This window comes from Pontixanthobacter sp. (assembly GCF_049682855.1).
In the GTDB taxonomy this organism is placed as follows: domain Bacteria; phylum Pseudomonadota; class Alphaproteobacteria; order Sphingomonadales; family Sphingomonadaceae; genus Pontixanthobacter.
Genome location: NZ_JBAUIK010000008.1, coordinates 312176 through 338098, shown reverse-complemented (window position 1 = coordinate 338098; position 25923 = coordinate 312176). Strand labels below are relative to the sequence as shown.

Below are 25923 nucleotides of genomic sequence, written 5' to 3'. Positions count from 1 at the left end.
TAGCCGCGGTCGGAAACTGTTGGACTTTGGTCGAGGATCAGCCGAGCAGATTTTCCTTCGCTATTTTCTCTTTCCACAGCGCCGGGGCAAGCGTGTGGACATTGTTGCCCCGGCTATCCACCGCGACAGTTACCGGCATATTCTCAACCGTAAATTCATAGATCGCTTCCATGCCGAGATCCTCAAACCCGACCACTTTGGCTTCCTTGATTGCGCGGCTGACGAGATAGGCGGCACCGCCGGTCGCCATCAGATAGGACACCTTGAACCGGCTGATCATATCCACCGCATCGGCACCGCGCTCTGCCTTGCCAATCATCGCGAGCAATCCCTGATCAAGCATCATTTCGGTGAATTTATCCATCCGCGTGGCAGTGGTGGGGCCGGCGGGACCCACCGCTTCGCCCATCACGGGATCAACCGGGCCGACATAATAGATCGCGCGGCCCTTAAAACTTACCGGCAACTCCTCACCCTTGGCGAGCATATCATGAATCCGCTTATGCGCCGCATCGCGTCCGGTGAGCATTTTGCCCGAAAGCAAGAGCCGGTCACCATGCTCCCAACTCGCAACCTCTTCAGCCGTCAGCGCATCAAGATCAACGCGCCTGGCGGCAGCATCAGGTTGCCAGTTTACGTCAGGCCATTCGTCAAGTTTTGGCTGTTCCAGATAAGCGGGGCCCGACCCATCCAGAATAAAATGCGCATGGCGTGTAGCGGCGCAATTGGGAATCATAGCCACCGGCTTACCCGCTGCATGACATGGTGCGTCATGGATTTTCACATCGAGCACGGTCGACAGCCCGCCCAGCCCTTGCGCGCCGACACCTTGTGCGTTCACCGCATCAAAGATATCGATCCGCAATTGTTCAATATCAGTCTGTGCGCCGCGCGCTTTCAATTGGCCCATATCAATCGGGTCCATCAGGCTGTGTTTGGCAAGCTTCATGCAATGTTCTGCAGTTCCGCCAATACCGATGCCGAGCATTCCCGGCGGGCACCAGCCAGCGCCCATACTGGGGATCTGTTCCAGAACCCAATCGACAATATTGTCCGATGGGTTCATCATTTTGAATCTGGATTTATTCTCGCTACCCCCGCCTTTGGCAGCAACATCGATCGACACGGTATCGCCAGCGACCATTTCCACCGATAGAACGCTGGGCGTATTATCGCGCGTGTTACGGCGGGTGAATGCCGGGTCAGCCAAAATGGACGCCCGCAGCTTGTTTTCTGGATGTGTGTATGCACGGCGGACGCCCTCATCGACGACATCCTGCAGGCTTAGCTTGGACGCGAGGCGGCAATTCTGGCCCCACTTGACGAACACATTGACGATGCCGGTATCCTGACATAGCGGGCGATGCCCCTCCGCACACATTCTGCTATTCGTCAAAATCTGGGCGATTGCGTCCTTCGCAGCAGGGCCTTGTTCCGCCTCATAGGCTTTGCCCAGCGCGCGAATATAATCCATCGGGTGATAATAGGAAATATATTGCAGCGCATCGGCCACGCTTTCGATCAGATCATCTTCTGCGATTACCACCATGTCACTCATCGAATTCATACTCCTGCCTGTCGATCGGGCCTCGGCTCGCCAGCGCCATAGGCGGAGGGAGTGCGGATCGTCAAAGTCGAAAGGTTCTGCCCCATGCCGTCTACCGCACAGCTGTTTGCAAACCTCTTGGCCTACCGAGTGCATCCGCCTAAGGCGCTGGACATCTGAAACGGAGTTGACGCGCTGTATTACTGTGATAACACAGCGTCCGAACATTTTGAAGAGCCGCTATGACTGTTACCGACATCACTCTGGATAAAACATACAGCTCTGCCACTGCCCGGCGGGCGATGGTGGACAGCCAGTTGCGCACGAGCGGGGTGAATGAGGAATTTGTCCTGGCACGCATGCTCAGCGTCCCGCGCGAAGACCACGTTCCTGCGCACGCCAAAGGCACTGCCTATATCGACCGCGCCATCGCTCTGGAAAACGGCCGCCGCATCGCAGCACCATTATTTTATGGAATGGTGCTCGAAGAGGCGCAACCAGGGGCAGAAGATAGCGTATTGGTCATCGATGCCGGTAGCGGATATTTGCCCGCTCTCATAAAGCCGCTGGTCAGCAAGGTGGATGTGATCCGGCCCGAAGATGCAGCAGGCTCCAGTCGAAAACGCTCAACATATTCGCTTATTCTTGTTGATGGGGCGGTAGAACAACTGCCCGATAGCCTGGCCAAGCGACTGGATGCGGACGGACGGATTGTGACAGGCGTCACCCAGGCGGGCGTCACCCGTCTGGCCACCGGGCGCAAATCTGGCAGCGACATCGCATTATTGCCTTTGGCTGAAATCGGTATTCCGCGATTGACCGAGTTCGATGCTGAGAAGAGCTGGAGCTTCTGAATCATGAGCCGCCGCGCACACGACCAGCAACGCCTGTCTGCCAAAGTGAGCGCGATTGCATTGATCCTGGGCACCGGCAGCCTATCGACAGCAGCGCATGCTGACACTCTGCGCGAAGCATTGGTCAGCGCCTATAACACCAATCCGACTTTACAGGCGGCGCGGGCCAACCAGCGCGCAACGGATGAAAATGTACCGATTGCAAGAGCGGATGGCCTACCTGATCTGCGCAGCACGGCCACGCATGTCGAATTTATAAAACCCTCGGGCAACAGCTTTACCGCACCAGAGCGCAATCTGGGTGTCTCGCTTGATCTTGGCATACCGATTTATTCTGGCGGGGCGGTAAAAAACCGTATCAGCGCAGCCAAAGAGCGGGTTGCAGCAGGGCAGGCGAGCTTGCGGGATACCGAGTCGGCTGTCTTCACACTGGTCGTTTCAGCCTATATGGAAGTCGTCCGCAACGAAGCCATCGTGGGCCTGACACAAAATCAGGTAGAGGTGCTGCGGATAAATCTGGAAGCGACCAATGACCGGTTCGAAATAGGCGATCTCACCCGCACAGATATTGCACAATCGCAATCAAGACTGGCCATAGCACAGAGCGATTTTCGTACCGCCCAGGCCAATCTGATCAATGCGCGTGAAACATATATTCAGCTGGTCGGGACCGCGCCTGATGAATTGGAGCCGCCGCCACCTTTGCCGGGCTTGCCCGACACTCCCGAAATCGCTGTCATCACCGCGCTGGAATATAACCCCGGATTGATCGCCGCACGCCAGTTGGCGGAGGCGGCTGGGTTTGATTTCAAGGCGGCGGGGGCATCACGCTTGCCGTCGGTGGCATTATTCGCCGGTGGTGATTATTCGAATTTCTTCGGTACGCTGGGCGGCCCGATCGCGTCGGATTTTGCACAGGCTGAGACGACTGCCAATGCCGGTGTCCGGTTGACCATCCCGATTTTCCAAGGTGGGCGGCCAGCAGCTTTGAAACGCCAGGCCGGGGCACGCGTTTCAGCGGCGCTGGAACAGATTATAGCAGCAGAGCGCGAAGTGATCGCGCAAACACGGGCACGCTATTCCAGCTGGCTTGCATCTAACGCAATTATCGAATCATCGCAGGCGGCGGTCGCTGCGGCGGAACTTGGCCTGGAAGGTGTTCGTGCTGAAAATTCAATCGGCAATCGGACCATCCTTGACGTCCTCAATGCAGAGCAGGAATTGCTGTCCGCGCGCGTCCAGCTGGTTACCGCCCGGCGCAATGCCTATGTCGCAGGTTTCGCCCTGCTATCGGCAATGGGCAAGGCCGAAGCACGCGATCTGGGCCTCGATAGTGACGGCCTTCTATACGATCCGGCACTGAATTATGACCGAGTGGAAAACAGGATTTGGGACTGGGATAATGGCCCCGAACCCGCAGCCGTTTCGACACAAACCGTTGACATTCCTGCGCCAGACGCAGACATTCCGCTGATTGGACCGCTTGATGATGGGTCTGTGCAGTCCTCTGCGGCACGGCGATAGGCGGCGACATCAGGTGAAGGGTACGGGGTAACGACTGCATGAATCACAATGGCGAAGCCTCCGTCGAAGAAATTCTCGAATCGATCAAGAAAGTCATTGCGCGTGATAACCGCTCAAATGCAGTCGGGGAGCGCCAGAGACGTGCCACGAACGGTATGAGTGAGGCCGTCTCCGTGTCATTGGAAGCCGATGATGAAGAGGCAGACGGTGAAGAGGCGGCCGACGACGTTCTTGACCTGGGCTCTGCTGCGTTCTTTGAAAGCGAAGCGGAGGAAGACGCTATTCCTGAAAGTCCGCTGATCGGCGAAGCGGTGCGCAACTCCATGCGCGAAAATCTCGCTGCATTGGCAATGATGTCAGAGCCAAGTAAGCCCCCGCAAATCGTCCGTAGCGGGGAAACTTCGCTTGAGGGGATGGTGCGCGAAATGGTGCGTCCGATGCTGGCGGAGTGGCTTGACGCCAATCTGCCTGATATGGTGGAGACTATGGTCCGTGACGAAATCAGCCGGATTGCTGGAAAACGCGGTTAGGCTCCTCTGCGCGTGATGCGCAGCTTCCGGCGATTAAACGCTCTGAATTAGACTTGCGCCTTTTGGGCGAGTGGCTAATTCTGCTGCGCATGAAAACATTCTCACATAAAAATGCACTTCTGACCGCCTGCATGCTGGCTTTATGCACTGCGACACCTGCCTTGGCCGAAGGGCACTCTGATAGCCGTCCTGCTGGTCTTGCGACATCAGACCGCGCCCCGATGAGCGCGCAGGACCTGGTTACGATGCCGCGCCTCGGGGCTCCTGCAGCAACGCCTGATGGCCGCTTCGCCGTGTATTCAGTGACCCATACCGATGCGGATAGTTTTGAACGCACGACCCGCCATTATTTGCGGAGCCTGACCGACGCCGATGCGGAGCCTGTTGCAGTGGATCTTGGCGGCTCTGCCTTCGATCTGACCTTTGGTTCTGATAATTTCCTCTATTTTCTATCTGACCGTCCAGTAGGTGAACAGGACAATACTGCCGTACATGTCTGGCGCGCAGCGTTGGATGCAGACGGTAATATCACCGGCGCGATGCAAGTCACTGACACGCGCGCGGATGTGCATGGCTTCAAACTGTCGCCCGATGCCTCAAAAATTGCGCTGTTCGGCAATGTTGGCAGAGCCTGCCCGGCCTTTGGCTGCGAAGGTGACGGGGTTGCCCATTTGCCGGGCCCGGGAACGGGCCGGCTCTATGATGCGCAGGATGGATTCGTCCGGCATTGGGACGCGTGGGAAACACCCGGCACGTTCAGCCGCGTATTCGCTTTCGATCTGGTGGACGGGAAAGCGAGCGGCGGCATCGCAGCCGACGGTGCCCCCTCCGAAGGCGGGCTGACGGGCGATACGCCCACCAGACCGTTTGGCGGGACCGAGGAAATCGCGTGGTCAGCAGACAGTTCCGGTCTGTATTTTGCCGCCCGGCCATCCGATGCGGCGGAACCGGCATCTACCAATATCGATCTGTACTGGTCTTCATTGGACGGAGCTGCCCCCACCAACCTCACTGCAGATAATCGTGCCACTGACACGCAGCCGGCACCCTCCCCAGACGGCAAATGGCTCGCTTATCTGGCAATGGAGCGGCCGGGTTATGAAGCCGATCGTCTGGTCATTCATCTGCGTGATATCGCCTCGGGCAAAACGCGCGCACTTACGGGCGAATTTGACCGGTCGTTCGGATCGCTTGCTTGGACGCCGGATTCGCGCTGGATTATCGCAAGCGCGCAGGATGTGCTCGATACACCGGCATTCAGGATTGATCCGGTATCCGGAGCGGTAGATCGGCTTGATCTTATGGCCGGTAACGAAGCACATATTGCGAATATCACGCCTCTCGCAGGAGAAAGCCTTCTGTTTACGCGCGATTCGATTGGCGGCCCCCCGGAGTTGTATCTGTCCAAAAACTGGGCACAGGCAGAACCGCTGACCGACATCGCCATGTCACTGCTGGGTCAGCGCGCCGCAATTGTCACCACACGGTTCAATTTTGCGGGAGCCGGAGCCGAAACTGTCTGGGGCCAAATCACCAAGCTGGAAAAGCATCAGGGCACTCTGCCCGCAATCCTGTATATTCATGGCGGCCCGCAAGGCAGTTTCAATGATGGCTGGTCGAGCCGGTGGAACCCCCGCGTTCTTGCCAGCCAGGGCTATGCCGTGATTTCAGTCGATTTTCATGGCAGCACCGGATACGGCCAGGCCTTCACCGATTCTATCAATCGGGACTGGGGCGGCAAACCACTGGAAGATTTACAGAAAGGTTTGGCTGCGGCGCTTGCCAGTGACGCGCAGATAAATGGCGAAAAAGCGTGCGCTATGGGAGCATCCTATGGCGGCTATATGGTCAATTGGATCGCCGGCAATTGGCCGGAGCGTTTCAACTGCCTTGTTCAGCATGATGGGCTGTTCGATATGCGCAGCTTCTATTATGCGACCGAAGAACTGTGGTTTCCGCGCTGGGATTTTGGCGGATCCTACACTAAAGTACCGCAAAATTATGAAAAATGGAATCCGGTCAACTATGTCGCAAATTGGCAAACGCCGATGCTCGTGATTACGGGAGAGAAAGATTTCCGCGTACCTTACACGCAAGGCCTCCAAAGTTTCACGGCCCTGCAGGAACAGGGGGTACCCTCGAAATTGCTGGTTTTTCCTGATGAGAACCATTGGGTGCTGAAACCAGCCAATTCATTGCAGTGGCACAATACCGTGTTTGACTGGCTGAACAGCCATTTGGGCGAAGGTCCAGCGGCCGAATGAGTGGTGAGACAGGGGATATCGCGCCGGAAAACCCCGATCTGCTCCGCGCACGCCTTGCGCTCGGCAAGATCGGCGCTGCCACGCTAGACCGGCAGATATTTCTCTGTGCCATATCGGAAAAACAAAAATGCTGCAGCCGAGAAGAAGGCAGGCAAGCGTGGAATTTTCTTAAGAAACGGCTCAAACAACTTGGTCTTGTCGGCCCAAAACAGACAGAAAAGTCAGGCGGAATTCAACGCGCCAAGGCCGACTGCCTGCAGATATGCAGCGCCGGGCCGATCGCGGTCGTGTGGCCTGACAATATCTGGTATCATTCCTGCGACGAACATGCATTGGAACAGATTATTCAGCAACATCTGATCGGGGGGCAGCCGGTCGAGAAATACCGGCTGCATGATTTTTTAGATCGTTAAACCAGGCTAATGGCGGGGCGTCTCGTCATCAGCATCACTGCCCGCCCCCTCCTCTTCCATCAAATCAATAACCGATTCGTCATGACCGGTACCGCTCGACAGAAAAACCAGGCCCATCAGTGCAGCAGTGAGCAACATCATGAACCCGATACCCAACGCCGCCGCGATGTAAAAATGAACTGTAGCCGGGCTGTCCCCGTCATAAAGCAGTGCGATGGCGATGATCACCACGCCGATTGTAACCAGCAGCATAAAGCGCATCAGGCGTTTATAGCGCGACCACGCATAGGCCGCGGTTTCGGGGTCATCTAGGGGAGATTTCGGGATCATCTTGCGCCTCGTGCTGACTCAATAATGCTTTGGCAAGTCCCAATGTTCCCTGTGCTTAACCGGCAATTGGCCAAAATAGCGCACACAGATTCGCCATTATGCAGTTTTCGTGGCATCCTGATGCAGAGAAAAAAAGGGGGATTGCCATGACCATTTCCAAATTGATCGAGGGGCGCCGCGTCACTGATGTGGTGAGCTGTGATGTAAGCGCCTCGGTTCGTGATACAGTTGCAATACTGGCCAGCAAGCGGATCGGGGCCCTGCCGGTGATGAAAGCAGGATCGCTCGCAGGCATTTTTTCAGAACGTGACGTCATTTATCGATTGGCGGATCTGGGCGCAGATTGTCTGGACAAAAAAGTCGGCGAAATCATGACCGCGCCAGCGATTACGGTGGGCCCGCAAACCAAAATTGATGATGCTCTGGCGATGATGACCCGGCGGCGCATCAGACACCTTCCGGTGGTTGATAATGGTGCGATGTGCGGTTTTATATCGATCGGTGATCTGGTCAAATCGCGCATGGATGAGGTGGAGTTGGAGGCAGCAGCCCTGCGAAACTACATCCAGACCGCTTGAGCCTTAACAGTACTGCGCTTACATACACAATATGAGCCAGATGTTGACCCTTACCGACTCCGCCGCAAAGCGTGTGGCATGGATAGCTGAAAGGCAGGCAAAGCCGCCAATATTGCGATTGTCTGTCGAAGGCGGGGGCTGTTCAGGCTTTCAGTACAAGTTTGATCTGGCCGAGCAGCCTGACAGTGATGATCTGATCAGTGAAACGGATGGTGTACGCCTGGTTGTCGATCCGGTGAGCCTTGATTTGGTAAGCGGCAGCGTGGTTGATTTTGTCGAGTCGCTTGGCGGAGCAGCCTTCCGGGTTGAAAATCCTAACGCTGCTGCGGGCTGTGGGTGCGGATCGAGCTTTGGCATATAGTGCGGATCGCAACTTACAATATTAACGGGATTAAAGCGCGCTTGCCGCGTTTGATTGAATGGCTTCAGGAAACGCGGCCAGCAGTCGCGTGCCTGCAAGAAGTGAAAAGCCAGGACGCTGCGTTCCCCGCTGAAGAATTTGAAAAGATTGGCTACCGAGCGATTTGGCATGGCCAGAAAAGCTTCAATGGCGTTGCCATTCTGGCAGACGGAACGGAACCTGTGGAAACGCAGCGCGGCCTTCCCTCGCTCAGTTTGGACGATGCACACGATGATCAGGCCCGCTATCTCGAGGCAGACGTACACGGAGTACGTATTGCCAGCATCTATTTGCCCAATGGCAATCCGTTGCCGGGCCCAAAATTTGACTACAAAATTGCATGGATGAAACGTCTGCGCGCCCGGATGCGCGAATTATGGGCGCTCGAAATCCCCTGCGCTATTGTGGGCGACTATAATGTTATTCCCAATGATGACGATGTGTGGGCACCAAATGCAATGGCGTCCGACGCGCTGATGCAGCCAGAGGCGCGTGACGTCTATCAACACCTATTGGCGCAAGGCTGGACCGATGCCGTGCGCACGCGAAACCCGCGCGGAGGTGTATGGACATATTGGGATTATCAAGCCGGCGCGTGGCAGCGTGATCACGGGTTCCGTATCGACCATATATTGCTGACGCCGGAACTGGCCGACCGGATGCAAGCGGTGGGGGTTGATCGTGCATATCGCGGGCGCGAGAAGGCGAGCGACCATACCCCTGTATGGGTCGACATTTCGGTCCCGTAATTCCGGTTTGTAATACGCAGAACCCCGGTAATCGCGCGGGGCCTCCCATTATTCCAAACGCTGCTGTTTACCGGTAGAAAATATGGGTATTGATCGCGGCGCGGCGGATCTTATTGCGGCTCCATTGCGGCGACACGTATGTGGCATGGAAGTACAATGCATCGGCAGCTTCGCTGTCCCACTGGCCGGTATGCGCAATCCGGGCGATTGCCTTGGCCCGGTTCCATGCCGCTGAAGCCTCATTGATGCGCGGCATTGATCCCCCGCGCACGAAAGAAAATTGCGAGCGTTGGTGGACCACACCGCAATAGCTGGATGGGAAGCGGCTGGACTCAGCGCGGTTAATGACCACCTGTGCCACCGCCAATTGACCGGTGAGCGGCTCGCCGCGCGCTTCAAAATAAACAGTTCCCGCCAGACAGCGCATTTCACGCGACAGAGAGCCGCTGGTGTCGGTGGCGCTTACCAATTGGCGAAGGGAGGATGCCTGAACCGGTTCGGGTGCTTCCGGTTCCGCGGGAAGCGGTTGAACCACTTCACGCGCTACGAAAACAGGGGAGATCTGGCCGGTTGCTGGCAATGTTTCAGCAGGTTCGATACCGGTTTCAGCCGCAATTGATGCGTTGCCGCCTTCTTCGGCGTTGACACCGGAAAATTCTGCGCTGGCAAACGCAACGCTTACTGCTGATACAAGAGTGATAAATCCAGCAAAATGGGTCTTACGAGCCATGAAAATACTACATTATGCGGTGGACGAGCACTGGCGCAGGCTGGGGCCTTCAGGAAAATAACAAAATAAAGAGGGTCCAGATAAAGCCTGCCGGCCGTCCCCCGTCTGCGTGCTAACCAAATGGCCGAATGCCATCCCGCCGCCTGCGCATCGGAAGTTCATGGAGGTAACTAGTTACAAATGAAATTAAGTCAACGCGGTTTATGTTGCAGTGCGACAAACCGTGCCGGATCCGCGATATCCAGCTCCACGATCCAAATATCAGGGTCCAGCTGGCTGCGTTTGGTTAAATATTCGTTAAATTCCATTGGGTTATCGGGATCCTGCTCCCGCGTTACAGAGAACATCCGGTCGCCATCCAATTGCGGCATACGCTCATAAAGCCGTGCCTGCTCGCCGCGGCCTAGCGTGCTGATCAGCAAAGTCCCGGCATCTCGCTCGCCTTTGGCCAGAACCGTGGCAAAGCCGCCAGCTGCTTCCACAGCGCGAATGAGGCCGGTTACTTCAAGATGCGTGGGAAGCCGCGTATTCACCGGGCCTGTCCGTCACTGTAACCCGGCAGACCGGATAACGCGATGTGCGAACGCATGAAAGTGCCCGTTCCCCGGCCAATTTCATCGCCCTCTTCATCGATCAGGCGGGACTCGGCCACAAACACGCGGCGCTTACCGCTTACCCAATATCCTTCAGCAATGACGCGGCCTTCGCGGACAGGCTTGGTGAAATGCAGATTGAAAGATGTGGTGAGCAAAAAGCGATCGGTGACCAGCGTATTGGCTGCATAGAATGCCGCATCATCGAGCATTTTAAAATAGATCGTACCATGTGCAGCGCCAGCAGCATGATAGGCATTTTGGGTGACTTCAAACTGCAATCGTGAACGGCCCTCCTCGGTAATCTGAAGCGTCGATTCAAACAGTTGATTGACCGGAGCGACGGCGTAGAGCCGCTCGAGCGCGCGGAAGTGCAATTTTGCACCTGCCGATGCCGCATCGGCATCACCCCCCGCGCTATGCTGCGTCACGGTCCCACACATTGGAGAGCATCGCGTAAAGCTCCTCTCCATCGGCAGCGTTACCCAATGCGTCACGGATGGTCTCATCGCGGATAAGCCGCGAGATTGCTGCCAGCGCATGCAGGTGAGCCGCGCCCGATCCTGCCGGTGATAATAATCCAAACACCAGATCGACAGGCATTCCATCCGCAGAATCAAATGCGATGGATCTCTCCAGCCTGATCACTATCGACACTGGCCGCGAAATTCCCTCGATGCGGGCATGGGGGATGGCAACGCCGCGTCCGAAGCCCGTACTGCCCAAAGCCTCACGCTCCTCAAGCGATTCCAGCACTGCACTACGGTCAACAGCGTAGATATGCGCGAACCGTTCGGCCAAAGTGCACAGCACCGCCGTTTTATCAGCGGCATAGGAAACACCGACCGCCTCAGGTCCAAGTATGAAATTTGCGTCTAACATCAGATGATTGTTTCAAGAACACTCGAAAATAACGCCCTTAGGGCGCGAAATAGAGCTTTGCCGGACGGCAGCAAAGCGTAAGGGAATATTGCTGTGTGCTGCCGCCTGCATCAGCAAGGCTGTACAGTCTCAGCTTGGTTCAACCCAGCCGATTGACCCATCTCTGCGGCGATAAACCATATTATGCCGGCCTGTGCCAGCATTTTTGAAAAACATGGCGTTGGTATCGCGTAGATCAAGCATCATCACCGCATCAGCAACGCTCGATTCAGGAATATCGACTTTTGTCTCGGCAATAATAGGCGGAGCATCAGGCGCCTCGGTCTCTACCTCAGGCTCCTCACTGGCAAAGATCGTATATGCCGCTTCTTCTTCTTTCAGCGCATAGGCTGCTTGCTCATGCCGGTCTTTCAGGCGGCGTTTATAGCGGCGCAGCTGTTTTTCAATTTTTGCAGATGCGTGATCGACCGCTTGGTGCGCATCATGCGCTTCGGCGTGACCTTTCACCGTCAACCCCTGCATCACATGGGTCACGATATCACAGCTGAAAGCACCCGCAGGCGCTTTGCCCAAAGTGACGTGTGAGGAGATTGCCCGCCCAAAATACTTTTCAACAATGGCATTTAGACGGTCAGATGCATGGTCCTGAAGTGCCGCACCGGTTTCGACTTGGTGGCCTGAAACACGAATATCCATTGTGTACTACTCCTTCAACACTGCCGGCGTGCAAACCGGCTGATCAGTGGCATATCTATTGCACCCAAAGGGGTGACGTAATTTGCTTGAGAAACTCTTGATGCCGCGCCAATTCCTCTGCGGAGGCATTATGCGGGCGCGGTTCACGTTTACTGCGTTGGGTTTGCGGCGCGGGCGCGGGATGACTTGCGATATTGGCAGCGGATTGATCAGCGCCGAGTTCCAGTCCGATCTGACGGCCCCCGAGCAATTCAACATACACCTGCGCAAGCAGTTCCGCGTCGAGCAAGGCACCATGTTTGATACGCTGGCTTCGGTCCACGCCGTAACGCGAGCATAATGCATCGAGGGAATTCTTTGCGCCGGGATGTTTTTTGCGTGCAATAGCAACGGTATCGATCATCCGGTCCAAACTGACTGGCTCATACCCGATCATTGCGAGTTCATTATTGAGAAAACCGAAATCGAACCCCGCATTATGCGCGACGAGTGGCGCATCGCCGATAAAATCAAGCAATTCCTGAGCCCGATCACGAAATAAAGGCTTGTCTGCCAAAAACGCGCTCGACAGACCGTGAACCGCCTCGGCACCGGCTGGCATGTCGCGTTCCGGGTTGTAGTAACAATGATAGGTCGCGCCGGTTTCCACCCGGTTGACCATTTCGACACAGCCCATCTCGACCATGCGATCCCCGGTTTTGGGATCCAGCCCGGTTGTTTCGGTATCGAAAATGATCTCGCGCATCAGATTTGATATCGTCCCGCAAATAGCTTTAGGCAAGGGGGTGTCATCTCTTTTTACGTGGCAAGGTTTGTAGTTTCGTGATCAAAGCTTCCACTTGCCTGCGTGTTGCATCCAGCGCCGTTCCGGTATCAATGATGTAATCGGCCCGGGCCCGCTTTTCTGCGTCTGGCATTTGCAATGACAGGATATGGGAGAATTTTTCGGCTGTCATGCCGGGCCGCTGCAATACCCGCTCGCGCTGAATATCCTCCGGTGCAGAAACGACAACAACGTGATCAACTTGGGTATTGCCGCCTTTCTCAAACAGAAGCGGAATATCAAACAGGACCAATGGTTCTCGGGCATGAGCGCGTAGAAAAGCTTGCCGCTTTTCAGCGACTGCGGGGTGCATGATCGCCTCGAGACGCGCAAGAGCGTCTGCATCGGCAAATACCAGCTCGCCCAAAGCGCGGCGATCCACACCTTCAGGGCCGGTGCTTCCCGGAAACGCCCGCTCGATAGCGTTAAGGAGCGCGCCGCCCGGCGCTTGCATTGCGCGCACCGCTGCATCGGCATCAAACACGGGTATACCGGCATCATCAAACATCGCTGCCACTGCCGACTTACCCATTGCGATAGAGCCGGTCAGCCCAATTATGCGTGGCCCATCGGCCGGCATCATGACAGCAACCTGTCACGCAATTCGGCATCATGGTGCCGGGGCGGTCTTTCGCCAAAAAAATAAGTGAATGCCGCGGCGGCCTGGCCGATCAACATTGCGTAACCATCCACCGTCTGAAAACCTGCTGCGCGCGCATTTTTAAGAAACCGCGTTTCGACAGGATCGGTTACAATATCATACACGATGCTGCCCGGCGGCGCATGGCTGAAATCAAAATCCAGTTCGGGTTGACCACGCATACCCAGCGGGCTCGCATTGACGATGATATCCAAACAGTTTTTCCGGTCATCAAACGGGAAATCCGTCGGATCTGCAAAATGAGACAATGACACGGCATGGTGTTGTCCTTGCGGGGCAAGGTCTGCAATCAGCTGTTTCGCCTTATTCACATTGCGCCCCGCGAGGACCAGCACGACGCCGTTCTGCGCCAGACCGGCCATGACTGCGCGCGCTGCGCCCCCTGTTCCAAGAATACGGGCCATGCGAAATAGGTGCGCCTTGGCCAGTTCGCTGGTTAAAGGTTCCAGAAACCCTGCAACATCGGTGTTATATCCTTTGAGCCTTCCGTCTCTCTGACGGATTACCGTGTTGACGGCGCCAACAGCCTTTGCAACCGGGTCGACAGCATCAAGCAGCGGGATAACCGCCTGCTTATGCGGCATCGTGACGTTACAGCCAAGCCAATCCGCATCGATGCGAAAACTGGCGAGATAATCGGCCAACTCGCCCATTTTGACGCGGTGTGCGCTGTAGCCGCCGGCAATGCCCAGCCTTTCAAGCCAGAACCGGTGAATATGCGGTGATCTGGAATGCGCGACAGGATCACCTATCACATGTGCGTACCGCGCCTGCGAACAGGCAGTACTCATGAAAGGAGCTCGCCATATTCACGCAGCGCGCCAAGCACTGGCAATAACGGCATGCCAAGAACAGTAAATTGATCGCCTTCGATCTGGCTGAACAATTGCACACCCATTGCCTCTATACGAAACACGCCCACGCAGAACGATACTTCAGGCCATTCTGCCGCCAGATAATGCTCGATAAAATCGTCCGACAGATCGCGCACATGCAGTCTTGCAGCATCGCAAGCCGACCAAACGCACGTTCCGCCACGCACCAGAGCGGCGGCGCTATGCAGCTCAATCATTTTGCCGGAAAAGAACCGTAAATGCTCTGCAGCCTCGGTACGGCTGGCAGGTTTGTCAAACCGTCTACCGTTCACCACGACCAGCGAATCGCTGCCAAGAACGAGCTGGTCGATATGTTTGCCCGAAACAGCTTCAGCCTTCGCAATCGACAGCCTTTGCGCAATCTGAGGGCAGGGCGCGTCCGCCATATCCGCTTCTACAGCCCGTTCATCAATATCCGCCGGTACGGCCCGGTAGGGCACACCCGCGGCATCCAGCATGGCCTTGCGGCTGGCGCTGTTCGAGGCGAGGATTATCATATCGGCTTTGGCCCCGTTTTGGGCGAAACATCGCGGCGTTCGCGCTCTCCAACCAGGTTAATGACAGCAGCTGCAGTCTCTTCGATCGATCGCCGCGTTACATCAATTACCGGCCAGCCATTATCGGCAAACATTCGCCGAGCAAACTTTACTTCCTCGCGGACCCGTTCATCATCGACATAGGATGTTTCGGTTTGCTCATTCAGGCTTAGCAGCCGGTTGCGCCGGATTTGCACCAGCCGTTCAGGGGCGGTGGTAAGCCCAACCACGAGCGGTTTGCGCAATTTGTAAAGCATCTCGGGCGGCGGGCTTTCAATCACCAGCGGAATATTCGCGGTCTTAAATCCTCTATTGGCGAGATAGATGCTGGTCGGCGTTTTCGAAGAACGCGACACACCGGCAAGAACAATGTCAGCCTCTTCCCAATTTTCCCACCCGATCCCATCATCATGCGCGATCGTGTAATGAATCGCATCAACCCGTTTGAAATAGGCATCATCCATCAGATGCTGGCGACCGGGGCGGCCATGCGCTTCCTGCCCCAACTGATCCTCCAGCGCAGCGGTAACCGCATCCAGCGCAGGAACGGCGGGCAAACTGAGCTGACGGCAATGATCCTCCAATCGCTGGCGGGTTTCCGGGTTTACCAGCGTAAACAGCACCAATCCGGGATTATCCGCCAGTTGCGGCACAATCCGGTCAAGGTGCTGGCGTGAACGAACCATTGGCCAAAAGTGCCGTACGATATCCGCATGTTCGAACTGTGCGAGCGCGGCTTTGGCGACCATTTCAAGAGTTTCCCCTGTGGAATCGGACACAAGATGCAGATGGAAACGGCTCATAAAAAAGGACGGTCTTTCATGGCTGACAGGCAGATCTTCGCCTTGTGGACAAGACCACGCATAAACCACGGGATAATGCTGACGACAAGTTTGATCGCCAATTCCATGCCCAATCCGGGTCATTAGCAGCTATATTTTTGGACAGAAAACTGGCTTGTCGACAGGCTGGGTACAACGTGGATATCTATTGATTGACGCGCATATCCACGGAGTCGGCAGGCAGATAAGCCTTTGCCTTCTGGTATAAATCGGGCAAGACACCGCTGTCCCCGCTATCCACAGGGCCAACATCTTCCAACATCCTATTTAAATACTATTATTATTTAGTAAGAAGGTCTTCATGCCTGGAATTCTTCTCGATACCATGCGCGGACAACGCGCCCGTCAGGTGCCCCTGTGGCTGATGCGCCAGGCAGGGCGGTATTTGCCCGAATACCAGGCGTTACGCGCTGAGAAGGGCGGGTTTCTTGAACTGGTATATGATCCCGATGCTGCGGCAGAGGTCACCATTCAGCCCATCAGACGGTTTGGTTTTGATGGCGCAATCCTGTTCTCTGATATTCTGATAATTCCCTACGCAATGGGTCAGAAGCTGGAGTTTCTGGCAGGCGAGGGACCAAAGCTCTCACCTACATTGGTTGACCATGCGCTAAACGGCTTAACCGCAGTGCCAGAACGCCTGTCACCCATCTATGAAACCGTCAGCAAGGTGAAGGCTGCCTTAGAGCCCGGGACAACGTTGCTCGGATTTGCCGGGTCACCCTGGACAGTGGCGACTTATATGTGCGCTGGCGAGGGAAGCCGTGATCAGCATCAGACCCGCTCAATGGCCTATAGTGATCCAGCAGCATTCGGCGCAATTATCGATGCAATTGCGGACTTGACCATTGAATATCTGGTGGGCCAGATCGAAGCCGGTGCAGAGGCTGTGCAACTGTTCGACAGCTGGTCGGGCAGTCTTGCTCCGAGTGAATTTGAACGCTGGGTCATTGCACCCAATGCGAAGATCAGCGCCGCCGTTTCAGAGCGGTGCCCTGATGTCCCGATAATTGGTTTTCCCAAAGGCGCAGGCGAAAAATTACCGGCGTATATGAATGAGACGGGCGTGTCGGCCGCTGGCCTAGACGAAACCATAGACCCGTTTTGGGCCGCCAAAGTCCTGCCCGCTGGATTTCCGGTTCAGGGCAATCTGGATCCCTTGATGTTATTATCAGGCGGTAAAGCCCTTGATGCAGGTGCAAAACGGATTTTGGAAGCATTTGCCGATCGGCCGCATGTCTTCAATCTGGGGCACGGAATTGGACAATTCACGCCGATTAAACATGTTGAAGAATTGGTATCGATAATCCGTAATTGGGAAGCGTGATGCGGACCATAGACGGTGATCGGCCCGGTGAACCGGCACCGGTATCTATTGTCCAGCATCTGCTGTAGAGACTGCTCATGCAAGAGATTCTTCTTCCTATCTACCCCTGGCTAAAAGCAGGTCACATCATTTTCGTGATTTTCTGGATGGCGGGCCTGTTTATGCTGCCACGCTTCTTTGTCTATCATCAGGAAGATGGGCCAGCAGGATCGGATATGGACGCGGTATGGATCAACCGGGAGCGGATGCTGCTGAAGATCATTTTGACGCCTGCCATGATCATTGTCTGGGTGCTTGGTTTATCGTTAATGTCAGCACTGCAAGTTCATGCGGATACATGGTTTCACATCAAGTTCCTGCTGGTGGTTCTGCTCTCGGGCTATCACGGATGGATGGCAGCCTATGCCAAAAAATTGGCGAGAGGCGAGCGAACATTAACGGGTAAGGCTCTCCGTCTGGCGAATGAAATACCGGGCATTTTGACGGCCATTATCGTCATTGTGGTTATCGTAGCGCGTCCCTATCTGAGCTGATCGGCAATTGCCCTGCAAATGCGGCACAGCAAACAAATTGACGCAGCTATCTGCTGCGCGTAAACAGTCCGCTTACGGTATCGATCCGCCGCGGCGGTTCCGGTCTGCTTTCTCCAAGCCCGATAGACCGCCTGTTACACAGGCTACCGCCCATTTTTGATATTCGCCCATTACCGGCTTTGAAAGACACTCGACATGCATCTTAAAGATCTGAAACTGAAAACACCGGCCGATTTGGTGGGTATGGCAGAGGAGCTTGGCGTTGAGGGCGCATCGACGATGCGGCGGCAGGATTTGATGTTTTGTATTTTGCGGGAATTGGCCGAAGATGAGGAATATACCTCTGATATTATGGGCATTGGCACAATTGAAGTCATGCAGGATGGGTTCGGTTTCCTGCGCAGCCCCGAAGCGAATTATCTTGCCGGTCCGGATGATATCTATGTCTCGCCCAACCAGGTTCGCAAATGGGGTCTGCGCACCGGTGATACGGTGGAGGGCGAAATTCGCGCGCCAAAAGAGGGGGAACGCTACTTTGCGATCGAGAAGCTGACGACCGTCAATTTTGAAGATCCCGACCAGGTCCGTATGCGGACAAATTTTGACAATCTTACCCCGCTTTATCCGGAACAAAAGCTGTCACTGGATACGCTCGATCCGACAGTGAAAGACAAATCAGCCCGCGTTATCGATATCATCTCGCCGCAAGGCAAAGGTCAGCGGGCGTTGATCGTGGCACCGCCGCGAACCGGTAAAACTGTGCTGCTGCAGAATATCGCCAAAGCCATTACTGACAACCACCCGGAAGTGTTCTTGCTGGTGCTTCTGGTTGATGAACGTCCCGAAGAGGTGACCGATATGCAGCGCAGCGTGAAGGGCGAGGTCATCTCCTCCACGTTTGACGAGCCGGCCACGCGCCACGTGCAGGTTGCTGAAATGGTGATCGAAAAAGCGAAACGCCTGGTCGAGCACAAGCGCGATGTGGTGATTCTGCTCGATTCGATCACACGTCTGGGCCGGGCTTACAACACGGTCGTACCAAGTTCGGGTAAAGTCCTGACCGGCGGTGTTGATGCCAATGCATTGCAGCGCCCGAAACGGTTCTTTGGTGCGGCCCGGAATATTGAGGAGGGCGGCTCGCTGTCAATCATCGCGACCGCGCTGATTGATACTGGCAGCCGGATGGATGAGGTGATCTTTGAGGAATTCAAGGGCACCGGTAACTCTGAAATCGTGCTGGACCGTAAAGTTGCTGATAAACGTATTTTCCCGGCGCTCGATGTAGGCAAGTCTGGCACGCGTAAGGAAGAGCTGTTGGTTGAGAAAGACAAGCTTTCCAAGATGTGGGTGCTGCGCCGTATTCTGATGCAAATGGGTACGATCGACGCGATGGAGTTCTTGCTCGATAAGATGAAGGATTCCAAGACCAATGAAGAATTCTTCGAAACGATGAATCAGTAAACAGCCGGGTTGCGGTTGCAGGAACGGTCCGCCCTGTCTGTCAGTGTGGTCGTTAAACCCTTGTTTTTCGACATTCTTTGAGTAATGACTGCCTTATGCTTCGCCAATATCTCTACGTGAGCACTGCGCCCGGTTTGCAGCGCGACGAGCTTGATGCGATTATTGCATCGTGCGAGAGAAATAACGCTGCGCGCCGGATCACCGGGTTTTTGCTGTATAACGGACGAAATTTCATTCAGCTGTTGGAGGGTGAAGAAGCAGACCTGTTGTGGGTCATGCGCCGGATCAGCACTGACCCGCGCCATAGCGGCTTGTCAGTGCTTGAAGACATGCCAGTCGGCGCGCGCGCATGCCCCGATTGGTTAATGCGTCATATTCGCCTGGTAGATAAGGTGGAAGATCGGCGGGCAGCACTTGAGGGGCAGTTGCCGAGCACGCTTAGCGCGCAATTGAAACGCATCATTCTTAATTTCGCAGTTCTGAACTAGGGGTTTTAGCCCACTGGCCGCGCCCGACATAAGCTTGCTGCGATGACACTAAAAGACGGCAATACCGTCACGCAATACGGCCCGAAGCACCAAGCACATATGCGTGCCATCGCTGTCATTTTAGGCAACGCGGTAAATAGTGTATGGCAGTGTAAGTCGGCGCGGGGGATGAGTGCCAAAAGACCACTGCCTTGGAATTGCGGTAAAAGAACCTAACTGTGGTGAAATTATTCGGCTGTGTGTGGGATTTATCCGGGCAGATGCGGTATAGGCGCGGCTGGCTACGTGAAATGGCTGTTGGAGCCGAGGGAGAACGTCAATGAAGGTCAATGTCGAAATCGAATGTTCGCCAGAAGAAGCTCGCAGTTTTCTGGGTTTACCAGATGTGGGTAAGGCCAATGATGTATATGTTGAGACTATGGCCAAAGCGATGAAGGGCGTCAGCAACCCTGAACAGTTGCAACAATTTGCCAAGCAATTGGCGCCTATGGGCCAGGTTGGCTTCAAGTTATTTCAGAACTTTGTCGAGGGCGCGGCTTCTGCAGCGACTGGCGCGGGCAATAAATCTGCTAAATCCGCGCAGCCCGACTAAAGATCTGTCGGGAACAGCGCGTGGATACTGTTTACGCTCTTTCCAGCGGCGCTCCGCCGGCGGGTATTGCAGTCATCCGGGTAAGTGGTCCGCACGCTAAAGCCGCATTGAACGATCTCGCAGGATCGTTACCCGCACCGCGAAGAGCCAGCGCGCGGAGATTGCGTAACCGGTCAGGGGTTACACTCGATGACGCGCTGGTATTGTGGTTGCCGGGTCCGGGCACTGCCACCGGTGAAGACATCGCGGAATTGCACCTTCATGGGGGCCGCGCCGTAGTCGCTGCGGTCGAAGAAGCACTTTCGGCATTTCCCGGTCTGCGCCGCGCCAAACCCGGCGAATTTACCCGCAGGGCTTTCGCAAATGGTCGGCTTGATCTGGCTGAAGCGGAAGGGCTGGCGGATTTGCTGGCTGCAGAGACTGAACTGCAACGCCGCTCGGCTCTGGAAATGCTGGACGGCAAGTTTTCCCGGCAGGTCAATGACTGGCGTGAAGCGGTGCTGCATGTATCCGCCCAGATAGAGGCAGTGCTTGATTTCTCCGACGAGGATGATGTCGCGGTTTTACCGGCCGAATTTACGCAGCGCCTGAACGCCTTATCAGCAGAGTTGCTGGAATGGTTGGCTAAACCACGGGCCGAGCGTTTGAAAGAAGGCTTCAAAGTGGTAATGGCGGGTCCGCCAAATAGCGGAAAATCCACTCTATTCAACGCTTTGCTGGATGACGATGCAGCAATTGTTTCTCCCATAGCAGGCACCACCCGCGATGTTCTAGAACGGTCGGTTTCCTTGGCGGGCATCCCGTTCACATTTGTGGACACTGCAGGCCTTCGATCTCACAGCGACGATTCCATTGAAGTCATTGGTATTGAGCGCGCCCATGCTGAAGCCCTCGCTGCGGATCTCGTTCTGTGGCTGGGCGATGAGGGAGAGGGGCCAAGCGGCGCGTGGGAAATTGATCCCAAATGCGACAGAGATGATAGGATTGCTAAGCATCGGCCCGATCTGAGCCTGTCTGCCAAAACCGGGGAGGGTGTCGGCCTGTTGCGCGAGCGTCTGATAAGCCGGGCCAGTAACGCAATGCCGCAGCCCGGTTCTATTGCTCTCAATATGCGCCAACATCGGCTGATTGAAAGTGCATCCGATGCTTTGTCGGAAATTGCCGTGACCGAGGACCCGTTGCTGGTCGCGGAACAGTTACGGTTGGCGCGGTTGGCATTCGACAGTTTGATCGGACGCACTTCGACAGAGGATATGCTTGATGCTCTATTCGGGCGGTTTTGTATCGGGAAGTAACTGTTTCACGTGAAACAGTACGGCTGCCCGGCAGGCATTTCGCAATTCATCCTTTGACCCTGTGTGCATGCGTGCCTATTCGTTAAATATGCATAATTTTGAAGTCCTCGTTATTGGCGGAGGCCATGCCGGTGTAGAAGCGGCAGCTGTTGCTGCCCGTATGGGTGCGCGAGTAGGGTTGGTTAACTTTACGCTGGGCGCCATCGGAGCGATGAGCTGCAACCCTGCCATTGGAGGGTTGGGCAAAGGCCATCTGGTGCGCGAAGTTGACGCATTTGACGGTCTGATCGCCCGCGCGGCAGATGCAGCTGCGATCCATTACAGGATGCTCAACCGCTCCAAAGGTAGTGCCGTTTGGGGTCCACGTGTCCAGGCAGACCGTAAGCTGTTCAAGGCTTTCATACAAACACAGCTTCAGAATCAGGGCGATTTGACTTTGATCGAGGGTGAAGCGGCCAGTCTTGTGCTGGAACAGGGGCGGGTGAAAGGGCTAACACTTGCAGATGGCACGATTTTGCACGCACAGGCCGTCATTTTGTGCACAGGCACTTTCTTGGGTGGAACTCTATTCAGGGGTGAGGAACGCTTTGAAGGAGGACGGATAGGGGAAAGCGCCGCTCGGCGTCTGGCCGAGCAATTGCGCGATGCGGATCTGCCTATCGCGCGTCTGAAAACTGGCACGCCGCCGCGGCTGGACGGCCGAACGATCGACTGGAGCGCGCTTGAAGAACAACCTTCGGATAGTGACCACTGGACGATGTCTCCGCTGACATTGCGGCGACCAAATCCTCAGATTTTTTGCGCAATCACGCGAACAACGGCACATAGTCACGATATCATCCGAGAAAACCTGCACCGGTCTCCGCTTTTTTCTGGTGCCATTGACGCGCAAGGACCGCGATATTGCCCATCGATAGAAGACAAAATTCATCGATTTGGCGATCGCGACGGCCATCAGGTTTTCCTGGAACCCGAAGGCCTTGATACGCATATGGTCTACCCCAACGGGATCAGCACCTCGCTCCCCGTGGATGTTCAGCGCAATATGCTCCGTACCATGCGCGGCCTCGCTCAGGTTGACATGGTCGAGCCTGGATATGCTGTCGAGTATGACCATATCGATCCGCGTGCGCTCACCTCCGGCTTGGAACTGCGCGATATTGGCGGTCTATACTGCGCAGGTCAGATCAATGGCACCACCGGTTATGAGGAGGCTGCCGCACAGGGGCTGATTGCCGGAATGCATGCGGCCAGCAAGACATTGAACCGCGAGCCCCCCGGACTTGATCGCGCCAATTCTTACATGGCGGTCATGGTCGATGATCTCACCCTGCATGGTGTGACCGAACCTTACCGAATGCTGACATCGCGCGCGGAATACCGGCTGCGTTTGCGCGCCAATAATGCGGCCACTCGTTTAACGCCGATCGCGCGAGAACTTGGTTGCATAAGTACCGAGCGCGCGGTTTGGTTTGCGCGGCGCGCAGATACGTTGACCGGGTGGGCCGCAGGTTTGGACGCTGAAGTAAATGCCACTGATCTGGAAAGCGCCGGTCTGCCAATACGCCGCGACGGGGGAAAGAAACCGCTCAATGAATGGCTAAGAATGAACAGCATTGATCTATCCTCTTTGCGAAAGTGGCTTCCCGACGATTTCGATCCGGAAAGCGAAATTGCAAGTGAGCTGGCGGAGGACGCCGCCTATGCTCCATATCTTGCACGGCAGGAAGCCGAGCTGCGGGACTTGCGAGCGAGCGAGAATGTCTCACTTCCAGCTGATTTTGCGTATGGCTCGGTCCCAGGATTGTCGAACGAGATGGTTGAACGTCTGTCCAAATCCAGGCCAGACACTTTGGCGGCAGCGGGCCGGGTGCCTGGCATAACGCCCGCAGCACTTTCGGCATTGCTGGTCCATGCCCGCCGGCTTGCGCAGATCGCCGCATGAGTATGTCAGTGATCCATGACGAAGATACGGCCCGTTGTTACGTTCAACAAATGTGCGATGCACAGGCTTTGGAGCGTCTGAACTATTTTCTCGCCGCGCTAAAGGACGAAAACACCCGGCAAAATCTCGTGGCCAAACCAACGCTTAATATAGCCTGGCAGCGTCACATCGCGGACAGTGCGCAGTTGCTGCACCATGTTCCACGTGAAACAGGTCTGTGGTTGGATCTGGGTACCGGAGCCGGACTGCCAGGGCTGGTAATATCGATTCTCAGACCCAACCGGCAAATGCTGTTGGTCGAATCGCGTCGCCGCCGAATTGACTGGCTGCAACGGATGGTTGACGAACTCGCGCTTGACCATTGCACTATCGCTGGCGCACGGCTGGAACATGTGGAGAGCACTCCGGCATCGGTCATAACGGCGCGCGCTTTTGCGCCGCTTGCGTCGATTCTGGATTTATCCGCACGGTTCTCCACAGCGCAAACGGTGTTTGTGTTGCCCAAAGGGCGGTCAGCGGCCCAAGAATTGACAGGATCATCAAGGAAGGTCAGGCAGATGTTCCACGTGGAACAGTCTGTAACGGATGATACGGCCGGAATTCTGGTTGGCAAGCTGGCTAAGGGGTTGAGGCGCGCATCATGATTACAATCGCAATTGCCAATCAGAAGGGCGGCGTGGGTAAAACCACTACCGCCATCAACATCGCCACGGCTATGGCCGCTACGGGCTGGCGAACGCTCCTGATTGATCTTGATCCGCAAGGCAATGCCTCAACTGGTATGGGCGTAGATCAGGGAGATCGCGAACGCTCCAGCTATGATTTGCTGGTGGAACAGGTACCACTTTCCGAATGTGTACAGGGGACCGATATTCCGGGTTTGGATATCGTCCCCGCCACCGTCGATCTGAGCGGTGCGGAAGTCGAACTGGTATCAGTAGAGGACCGGACCGCGCGGCTCAGCGGCGCGCTGTCGGGTCATATGGGCCACGAGATATGTTTTATCGATTGCCCGCCGTCTCTGGGGCTGCTTACGCTGAATGCACTCAGCGCATCTGATACGTTGATGGTGCCGCTGCAATGCGAATTTTTTGCGCTAGAGGGCCTCAGCCAGCTATTGCAGACAGTGGAACGGGTGCAGCAACGGTTCAACCCTGATCTCAGCATTGTCGGGGTTGTATTGACGATGTTCGACCGGCGCAACCGGCTTACTGATCAGGTCTCTGATGATGTGCGTGAGTGCCTTGGCAATCTGGTGTTCGAATCGGTTATCCCGCGCAATGTGCGCCTATCAGAAGCCCCGAGTTACGGGATGCCTGCGCTGGTTTATGACCACGGATGTTCCGGCAGCCGCGCCTATATTTCTTTGGCACGTGAACTAATCAGCCGCCTGCCAGAAAAAAGGAAAGCCGCATGAATGATAATCGCAATGATTTAGCAAATCCTATCCGTTTTAGCGTGCCCTCGCGACCGGCCGCCGGTAAAAAACGGAAACTGGGCAAGGGCCTTGGCGCGCTGCTTGGTGAAACCCGCAAAGAGGAGCCACTGGTGCTGAATACAGGCACAGGGGAGGCCGGTGCAGCGCCGACAAAGGAGAGCGGCGCTGCTGCCCCCATAACAGGTTTGGGTCCGATCGATGTCGCGCGTATCGAACCGCTCCCAAATCAACCAAGGACGCATTTCGACGAAGCGTCGCTGGATGAACTTGCAGCTTCAATCGCCGCGCGGGGCGTTATCCAGCCGATTATTGTCCGCCCACTGCCGCAGGGGCGGTATCAACTGGTTGCAGGTGAGCGGCGTTGGCGCGCAGCGCAGAAGGCGCATTTGCATCAGATTCCGGCCATCATTCGCGACTTAGACGAGCGCGAGATCATGGCCCTGGCGCTGATCGAAAATATCCAGCGAGAAGACCTCAACCCGGTGGAGGAAGCACGCGCATATCATCGGCTGGCTGAACAAGATGATATGACGCAGGAGGAAATTGCCAAACTTGTCGATAAATCACGCAGCCACGTGGCCAATCTCCAGCGGCTATTGGTGTTGCCGAGCGAAGTATTGGACTTGGTAGAGGCCGGTTCATTATCGATGGGGCACGCGCGCGCTCTGATCGGTCATGAAAACGCGGTACAATTGGCCAATCGGGCAGTGGCGAAAAAACTGTCAGTCCGTGAAATTGAGAAACTGGTTAAAACCGCGAATCTTCCGGGCGAAACGGCGCAGCGCAAGGCCCGGCCATCGCGCGACCCGGCCAAAGATGCAGATATTGCTGCGGTGCAAAGCCATCTGGAAGATCTCCTTGGTCTACCGGTGAGCATTAAAACGGACAGCGATCCGCGTTCAGGGTCGGTAACAATCCGTTACAGAACATTGGATCAGTTGGATTTGGTGTGCCAGCGCCTGACCGGGGGCGATGTCTGATCGCATTGTGCATACCGCGCCGCAATCGCGATTGTTTC

General features: G+C 55.6%; 30 protein-coding genes. 18 read left to right on the top strand and 12 right to left on the bottom strand.

Annotated elements, in window-relative coordinates:
* Positions 1–37: 37 nt before the first annotated feature.
* The gene (locus tag WA922_RS05435; RefSeq protein WP_424770654.1) at positions 38–1558 is read right to left on the bottom strand and encodes a fumarate hydratase; all 1521 of its coding nucleotides are present in this window, start codon (positions 1556–1558) and stop codon (positions 38–40) included.
* Positions 1559–1788: 230 nt separating this feature from the next.
* On the opposite strand from WA922_RS05435, the gene WA922_RS05430 reads away from it, so the two are divergent.
* The 5 genes from WA922_RS05430 (at position 1789) to WA922_RS05410 (ending at position 7131) form a co-directional block, all read left to right on the top strand.
* Entirely contained in the window at positions 1789–2400 is a 612-nt protein-coding gene (locus tag WA922_RS05430) for a protein-L-isoaspartate O-methyltransferase family protein (RefSeq protein WP_424770653.1), read from the top strand.
* Positions 2401–2403: 3 nt separating this feature from the next.
* Positions 2404–3924: a TolC family outer membrane protein gene (locus tag WA922_RS05425; protein ID WP_424770652.1), complete on the top strand. Its 1521-nt coding sequence runs from the start codon at positions 2404–2406 to the stop codon at positions 3922–3924.
* Positions 3925–3962: 38 nt separating this feature from the next.
* The gene (locus WA922_RS05420; protein ID WP_424770651.1) at positions 3963–4454 is read left to right on the top strand and encodes a DUF2497 domain-containing protein; all 492 of its coding nucleotides are present in this window, start codon (positions 3963–3965) and stop codon (positions 4452–4454) included.
* A gap of 89 nt (positions 4455–4543) precedes the next feature.
* On the top strand, positions 4544–6718 hold the full coding sequence (locus tag WA922_RS05415) for a prolyl oligopeptidase family serine peptidase (protein WP_424770650.1): 2175 nt from the start codon (positions 4544–4546) through the stop codon (positions 6716–6718).
* Positions 6715–7131 (top strand): (2Fe-2S) ferredoxin domain-containing protein, encoded by a 417-nt coding sequence (locus WA922_RS05410; RefSeq protein ID WP_424770649.1) that lies wholly within the window; start codon positions 6715–6717, stop codon positions 7129–7131. The genes WA922_RS05415 and WA922_RS05410 overlap by 4 nt, the downstream gene beginning before the upstream one ends.
* A 6-nt stretch (positions 7132–7137) precedes the next feature.
* Here WA922_RS05410 and WA922_RS05405 read toward each other — a convergent pair whose 3' ends face one another.
* Positions 7138–7461, bottom strand: a complete 324-nt coding sequence (locus WA922_RS05405) for a hypothetical protein (protein ID WP_424770648.1) — start codon at positions 7459–7461, stop codon at positions 7138–7140.
* A 146-nt stretch (positions 7462–7607) separates the two neighbouring features.
* Here WA922_RS05405 and WA922_RS05400 point away from each other — a divergent pair, with 146 nt between their 5' ends.
* The 3 genes from WA922_RS05400 to xth are packed head-to-tail and all read left to right on the top strand — an operon-like array spanning position 7608 to position 9188.
* On the top strand, positions 7608–8039 hold the full coding sequence (locus WA922_RS05400; protein ID WP_424770647.1) for a CBS domain-containing protein: 432 nt from the start codon (positions 7608–7610) through the stop codon (positions 8037–8039).
* A gap of 31 nt (positions 8040–8070) precedes the next feature.
* Complete coding sequence (gene erpA, locus WA922_RS05395) at positions 8071–8400, top strand: iron-sulfur cluster insertion protein ErpA (RefSeq protein ID WP_424770646.1); 330 nt, start codon at positions 8071–8073, stop codon at positions 8398–8400.
* Positions 8400–9188: an exodeoxyribonuclease III gene (gene xth / locus WA922_RS05390; protein ID WP_424770645.1), complete on the top strand. Its 789-nt coding sequence runs from the start codon at positions 8400–8402 to the stop codon at positions 9186–9188. Before erpA ends, xth begins: the two co-directional genes overlap by 1 nt.
* 67 nt (positions 9189–9255) lie before the next feature.
* Here xth and WA922_RS05385 read toward each other — a convergent pair whose 3' ends face one another.
* The 10 genes from WA922_RS05385 to WA922_RS05340 form a co-directional block, all read right to left on the bottom strand.
* Positions 9256–9918 (bottom strand): cell wall hydrolase, encoded by a 663-nt coding sequence (locus WA922_RS05385; protein WP_424770644.1) that lies wholly within the window; start codon positions 9916–9918, stop codon positions 9256–9258.
* Positions 9919–10109: 191 nt separating this feature from the next.
* Complete coding sequence (locus WA922_RS05380) at positions 10110–10451, bottom strand: DUF1491 family protein (protein ID WP_424770643.1); 342 nt, start codon at positions 10449–10451, stop codon at positions 10110–10112.
* On the bottom strand, positions 10448–10954 hold the full coding sequence (locus WA922_RS05375; RefSeq protein WP_424770642.1) for a PaaI family thioesterase: 507 nt from the start codon (positions 10952–10954) through the stop codon (positions 10448–10450). Before WA922_RS05375 ends, WA922_RS05380 begins: the two co-directional genes overlap by 4 nt.
* Positions 10929–11393, bottom strand: a complete 465-nt coding sequence (locus WA922_RS05370; RefSeq protein ID WP_424770641.1) for a PTS sugar transporter subunit IIA — start codon at positions 11391–11393, stop codon at positions 10929–10931. The genes WA922_RS05375 and WA922_RS05370 overlap by 26 nt, the downstream gene beginning before the upstream one ends.
* A gap of 129 nt (positions 11394–11522) precedes the next feature.
* Positions 11523–12089 (bottom strand): ribosome hibernation-promoting factor, HPF/YfiA family, encoded by a 567-nt coding sequence (gene hpf / locus WA922_RS05365; RefSeq protein ID WP_424770640.1) that lies wholly within the window; start codon positions 12087–12089, stop codon positions 11523–11525.
* Positions 12090–12144: 55 nt separating this feature from the next.
* The gene (gene dnaQ / locus WA922_RS05360) at positions 12145–12834 is read right to left on the bottom strand and encodes a DNA polymerase III subunit epsilon (RefSeq protein WP_424770639.1); all 690 of its coding nucleotides are present in this window, start codon (positions 12832–12834) and stop codon (positions 12145–12147) included.
* A gap of 43 nt (positions 12835–12877) precedes the next feature.
* A complete protein-coding gene (gene coaE / locus WA922_RS05355) occupies positions 12878–13492 on the bottom strand; it encodes a dephospho-CoA kinase (protein ID WP_424770724.1) in 615 nt (204 codons plus the stop codon).
* Positions 13492–14364: a shikimate dehydrogenase gene (gene aroE, locus WA922_RS05350; protein ID WP_424770638.1), complete on the bottom strand. Its 873-nt coding sequence runs from the start codon at positions 14362–14364 to the stop codon at positions 13492–13494. Before aroE ends, coaE begins: the two co-directional genes overlap by 1 nt.
* Positions 14361–14945 (bottom strand): Maf family protein, encoded by a 585-nt coding sequence (locus tag WA922_RS05345; protein ID WP_424770637.1) that lies wholly within the window; start codon positions 14943–14945, stop codon positions 14361–14363. The genes aroE and WA922_RS05345 overlap by 4 nt, the downstream gene beginning before the upstream one ends.
* Positions 14942–15787, bottom strand: a complete 846-nt coding sequence (locus WA922_RS05340; RefSeq protein ID WP_424770636.1) for a pyruvate, water dikinase regulatory protein — start codon at positions 15785–15787, stop codon at positions 14942–14944. The genes WA922_RS05345 and WA922_RS05340 overlap by 4 nt, the downstream gene beginning before the upstream one ends.
* Positions 15788–16127: 340 nt before the next feature.
* On the opposite strand from WA922_RS05340, the gene hemE reads away from it, so the two are divergent.
* The 10 genes from hemE (at position 16128) to WA922_RS05290 (ending at position 25885) form a co-directional block, all read left to right on the top strand.
* On the top strand, positions 16128–17153 hold the full coding sequence (gene hemE / locus WA922_RS05335; RefSeq protein WP_424770635.1) for a uroporphyrinogen decarboxylase: 1026 nt from the start codon (positions 16128–16130) through the stop codon (positions 17151–17153).
* Positions 17154–17230: 77 nt separating this feature from the next.
* Positions 17231–17686, top strand: a complete 456-nt coding sequence (locus WA922_RS05330) for a CopD family protein (RefSeq protein WP_424770634.1) — start codon at positions 17231–17233, stop codon at positions 17684–17686.
* A gap of 195 nt (positions 17687–17881) precedes the next feature.
* A complete protein-coding gene (rho, locus tag WA922_RS05325; protein ID WP_424770633.1) occupies positions 17882–19147 on the top strand; it encodes a transcription termination factor Rho in 1266 nt (421 codons plus the stop codon).
* Positions 19148–19242: 95 nt separating this feature from the next.
* Complete coding sequence (locus WA922_RS05320; RefSeq protein ID WP_424770632.1) at positions 19243–19635, top strand: BLUF domain-containing protein; 393 nt, start codon at positions 19243–19245, stop codon at positions 19633–19635.
* Between the two features lie 319 nt (positions 19636–19954).
* Positions 19955–20227: a DUF6489 family protein gene (locus WA922_RS05315; RefSeq protein WP_424770631.1), complete on the top strand. Its 273-nt coding sequence runs from the start codon at positions 19955–19957 to the stop codon at positions 20225–20227.
* A 20-nt stretch (positions 20228–20247) separates the two neighbouring features.
* Entirely contained in the window at positions 20248–21522 is a 1275-nt protein-coding gene (gene mnmE, locus WA922_RS05310) for a tRNA uridine-5-carboxymethylaminomethyl(34) synthesis GTPase MnmE (protein ID WP_424770630.1), read from the top strand.
* Between the two features lie 88 nt (positions 21523–21610).
* Complete coding sequence (gene mnmG, locus WA922_RS05305) at positions 21611–23467, top strand: tRNA uridine-5-carboxymethylaminomethyl(34) synthesis enzyme MnmG (RefSeq protein WP_424770629.1); 1857 nt, start codon at positions 21611–21613, stop codon at positions 23465–23467.
* Positions 23464–24111, top strand: coding sequence for a 16S rRNA (guanine(527)-N(7))-methyltransferase RsmG (rsmG, locus tag WA922_RS05300; protein WP_424770628.1), 648 nt, complete (start codon positions 23464–23466; stop codon positions 24109–24111). Before mnmG ends, rsmG begins: the two co-directional genes overlap by 4 nt.
* Positions 24108–24884, top strand: coding sequence for a ParA family protein (locus tag WA922_RS05295; RefSeq protein WP_424770627.1), 777 nt, complete (start codon positions 24108–24110; stop codon positions 24882–24884). The genes rsmG and WA922_RS05295 overlap by 4 nt, the downstream gene beginning before the upstream one ends.
* Entirely contained in the window at positions 24881–25885 is a 1005-nt protein-coding gene (locus tag WA922_RS05290) for a ParB/RepB/Spo0J family partition protein (RefSeq protein WP_424770626.1), read from the top strand. The genes WA922_RS05295 and WA922_RS05290 overlap by 4 nt, the downstream gene beginning before the upstream one ends.
* Positions 25886–25923 lie beyond the last annotated feature (38 nt).

Coding starts and splice junctions, on each gene's coding strand:
- WA922_RS05435 (WP_424770654.1), bottom strand. CDS start 1,558: ATGAGTGACATGGTGGTAATCGCAGAAGATGATCTGATCGAAAGCGTG.
- WA922_RS05430 (WP_424770653.1), top strand. CDS start 1,789: ATGACTGTTACCGACATCACTCTGGATAAAACATACAGCTCTGCCACT.
- WA922_RS05425 (WP_424770652.1), top strand. CDS start 2,404: ATGAGCCGCCGCGCACACGACCAGCAACGCCTGTCTGCCAAAGTGAGC.
- WA922_RS05420 (WP_424770651.1), top strand. CDS start 3,963: ATGAATCACAATGGCGAAGCCTCCGTCGAAGAAATTCTCGAATCGATC.
- WA922_RS05415 (WP_424770650.1), top strand. CDS start 4,544: ATGAAAACATTCTCACATAAAAATGCACTTCTGACCGCCTGCATGCTG.
- WA922_RS05410 (WP_424770649.1), top strand. CDS start 6,715: ATGAGTGGTGAGACAGGGGATATCGCGCCGGAAAACCCCGATCTGCTC.
- WA922_RS05405 (WP_424770648.1), bottom strand. CDS start 7,461: ATGATCCCGAAATCTCCCCTAGATGACCCCGAAACCGCGGCCTATGCG.
- WA922_RS05400 (WP_424770647.1), top strand. CDS start 7,608: ATGACCATTTCCAAATTGATCGAGGGGCGCCGCGTCACTGATGTGGTG.
- erpA (WP_424770646.1), top strand. CDS start 8,071: ATGAGCCAGATGTTGACCCTTACCGACTCCGCCGCAAAGCGTGTGGCA.
- WA922_RS05385 (WP_424770644.1), bottom strand. CDS start 9,918: ATGGCTCGTAAGACCCATTTTGCTGGATTTATCACTCTTGTATCAGCA.
- WA922_RS05375 (WP_424770642.1), bottom strand. CDS start 10,954: ATGTGTGGGACCGTGACGCAGCATAGCGCGGGGGGTGATGCCGATGCG.
- WA922_RS05370 (WP_424770641.1), bottom strand. CDS start 11,393: ATGTTAGACGCAAATTTCATACTTGGACCTGAGGCGGTCGGTGTTTCC.
- hpf (WP_424770640.1), bottom strand. CDS start 12,089: ATGGATATTCGTGTTTCAGGCCACCAAGTCGAAACCGGTGCGGCACTT.
- dnaQ (WP_424770639.1), bottom strand. CDS start 12,834: ATGCGCGAGATCATTTTCGATACCGAAACAACCGGGCTGGATCCCAAA.
- coaE (WP_424770724.1), bottom strand. CDS start 13,492: ATGCCGGCCGATGGGCCACGCATAATTGGGCTGACCGGCTCTATCGCA.
- aroE (WP_424770638.1), bottom strand. CDS start 14,364: ATGAGTACTGCCTGTTCGCAGGCGCGGTACGCACATGTGATAGGTGAT.
- WA922_RS05345 (WP_424770637.1), bottom strand. CDS start 14,945: ATGATAATCCTCGCCTCGAACAGCGCCAGCCGCAAGGCCATGCTGGAT.
- WA922_RS05340 (WP_424770636.1), bottom strand. CDS start 15,787: ATGAGCCGTTTCCATCTGCATCTTGTGTCCGATTCCACAGGGGAAACT.
- hemE (WP_424770635.1), top strand. CDS start 16,128: ATGCCTGGAATTCTTCTCGATACCATGCGCGGACAACGCGCCCGTCAG.
- WA922_RS05330 (WP_424770634.1), top strand. CDS start 17,231: ATGCAAGAGATTCTTCTTCCTATCTACCCCTGGCTAAAAGCAGGTCAC.
- rho (WP_424770633.1), top strand. CDS start 17,882: ATGCATCTTAAAGATCTGAAACTGAAAACACCGGCCGATTTGGTGGGT.
- WA922_RS05320 (WP_424770632.1), top strand. CDS start 19,243: ATGCTTCGCCAATATCTCTACGTGAGCACTGCGCCCGGTTTGCAGCGC.
- WA922_RS05315 (WP_424770631.1), top strand. CDS start 19,955: ATGAAGGTCAATGTCGAAATCGAATGTTCGCCAGAAGAAGCTCGCAGT.
- mnmG (WP_424770629.1), top strand. CDS start 21,611: ATGCATAATTTTGAAGTCCTCGTTATTGGCGGAGGCCATGCCGGTGTA.
- rsmG (WP_424770628.1), top strand. CDS start 23,464: ATGAGTATGTCAGTGATCCATGACGAAGATACGGCCCGTTGTTACGTT.
- WA922_RS05295 (WP_424770627.1), top strand. CDS start 24,108: ATGATTACAATCGCAATTGCCAATCAGAAGGGCGGCGTGGGTAAAACC.
- WA922_RS05290 (WP_424770626.1), top strand. CDS start 24,881: ATGAATGATAATCGCAATGATTTAGCAAATCCTATCCGTTTTAGCGTG.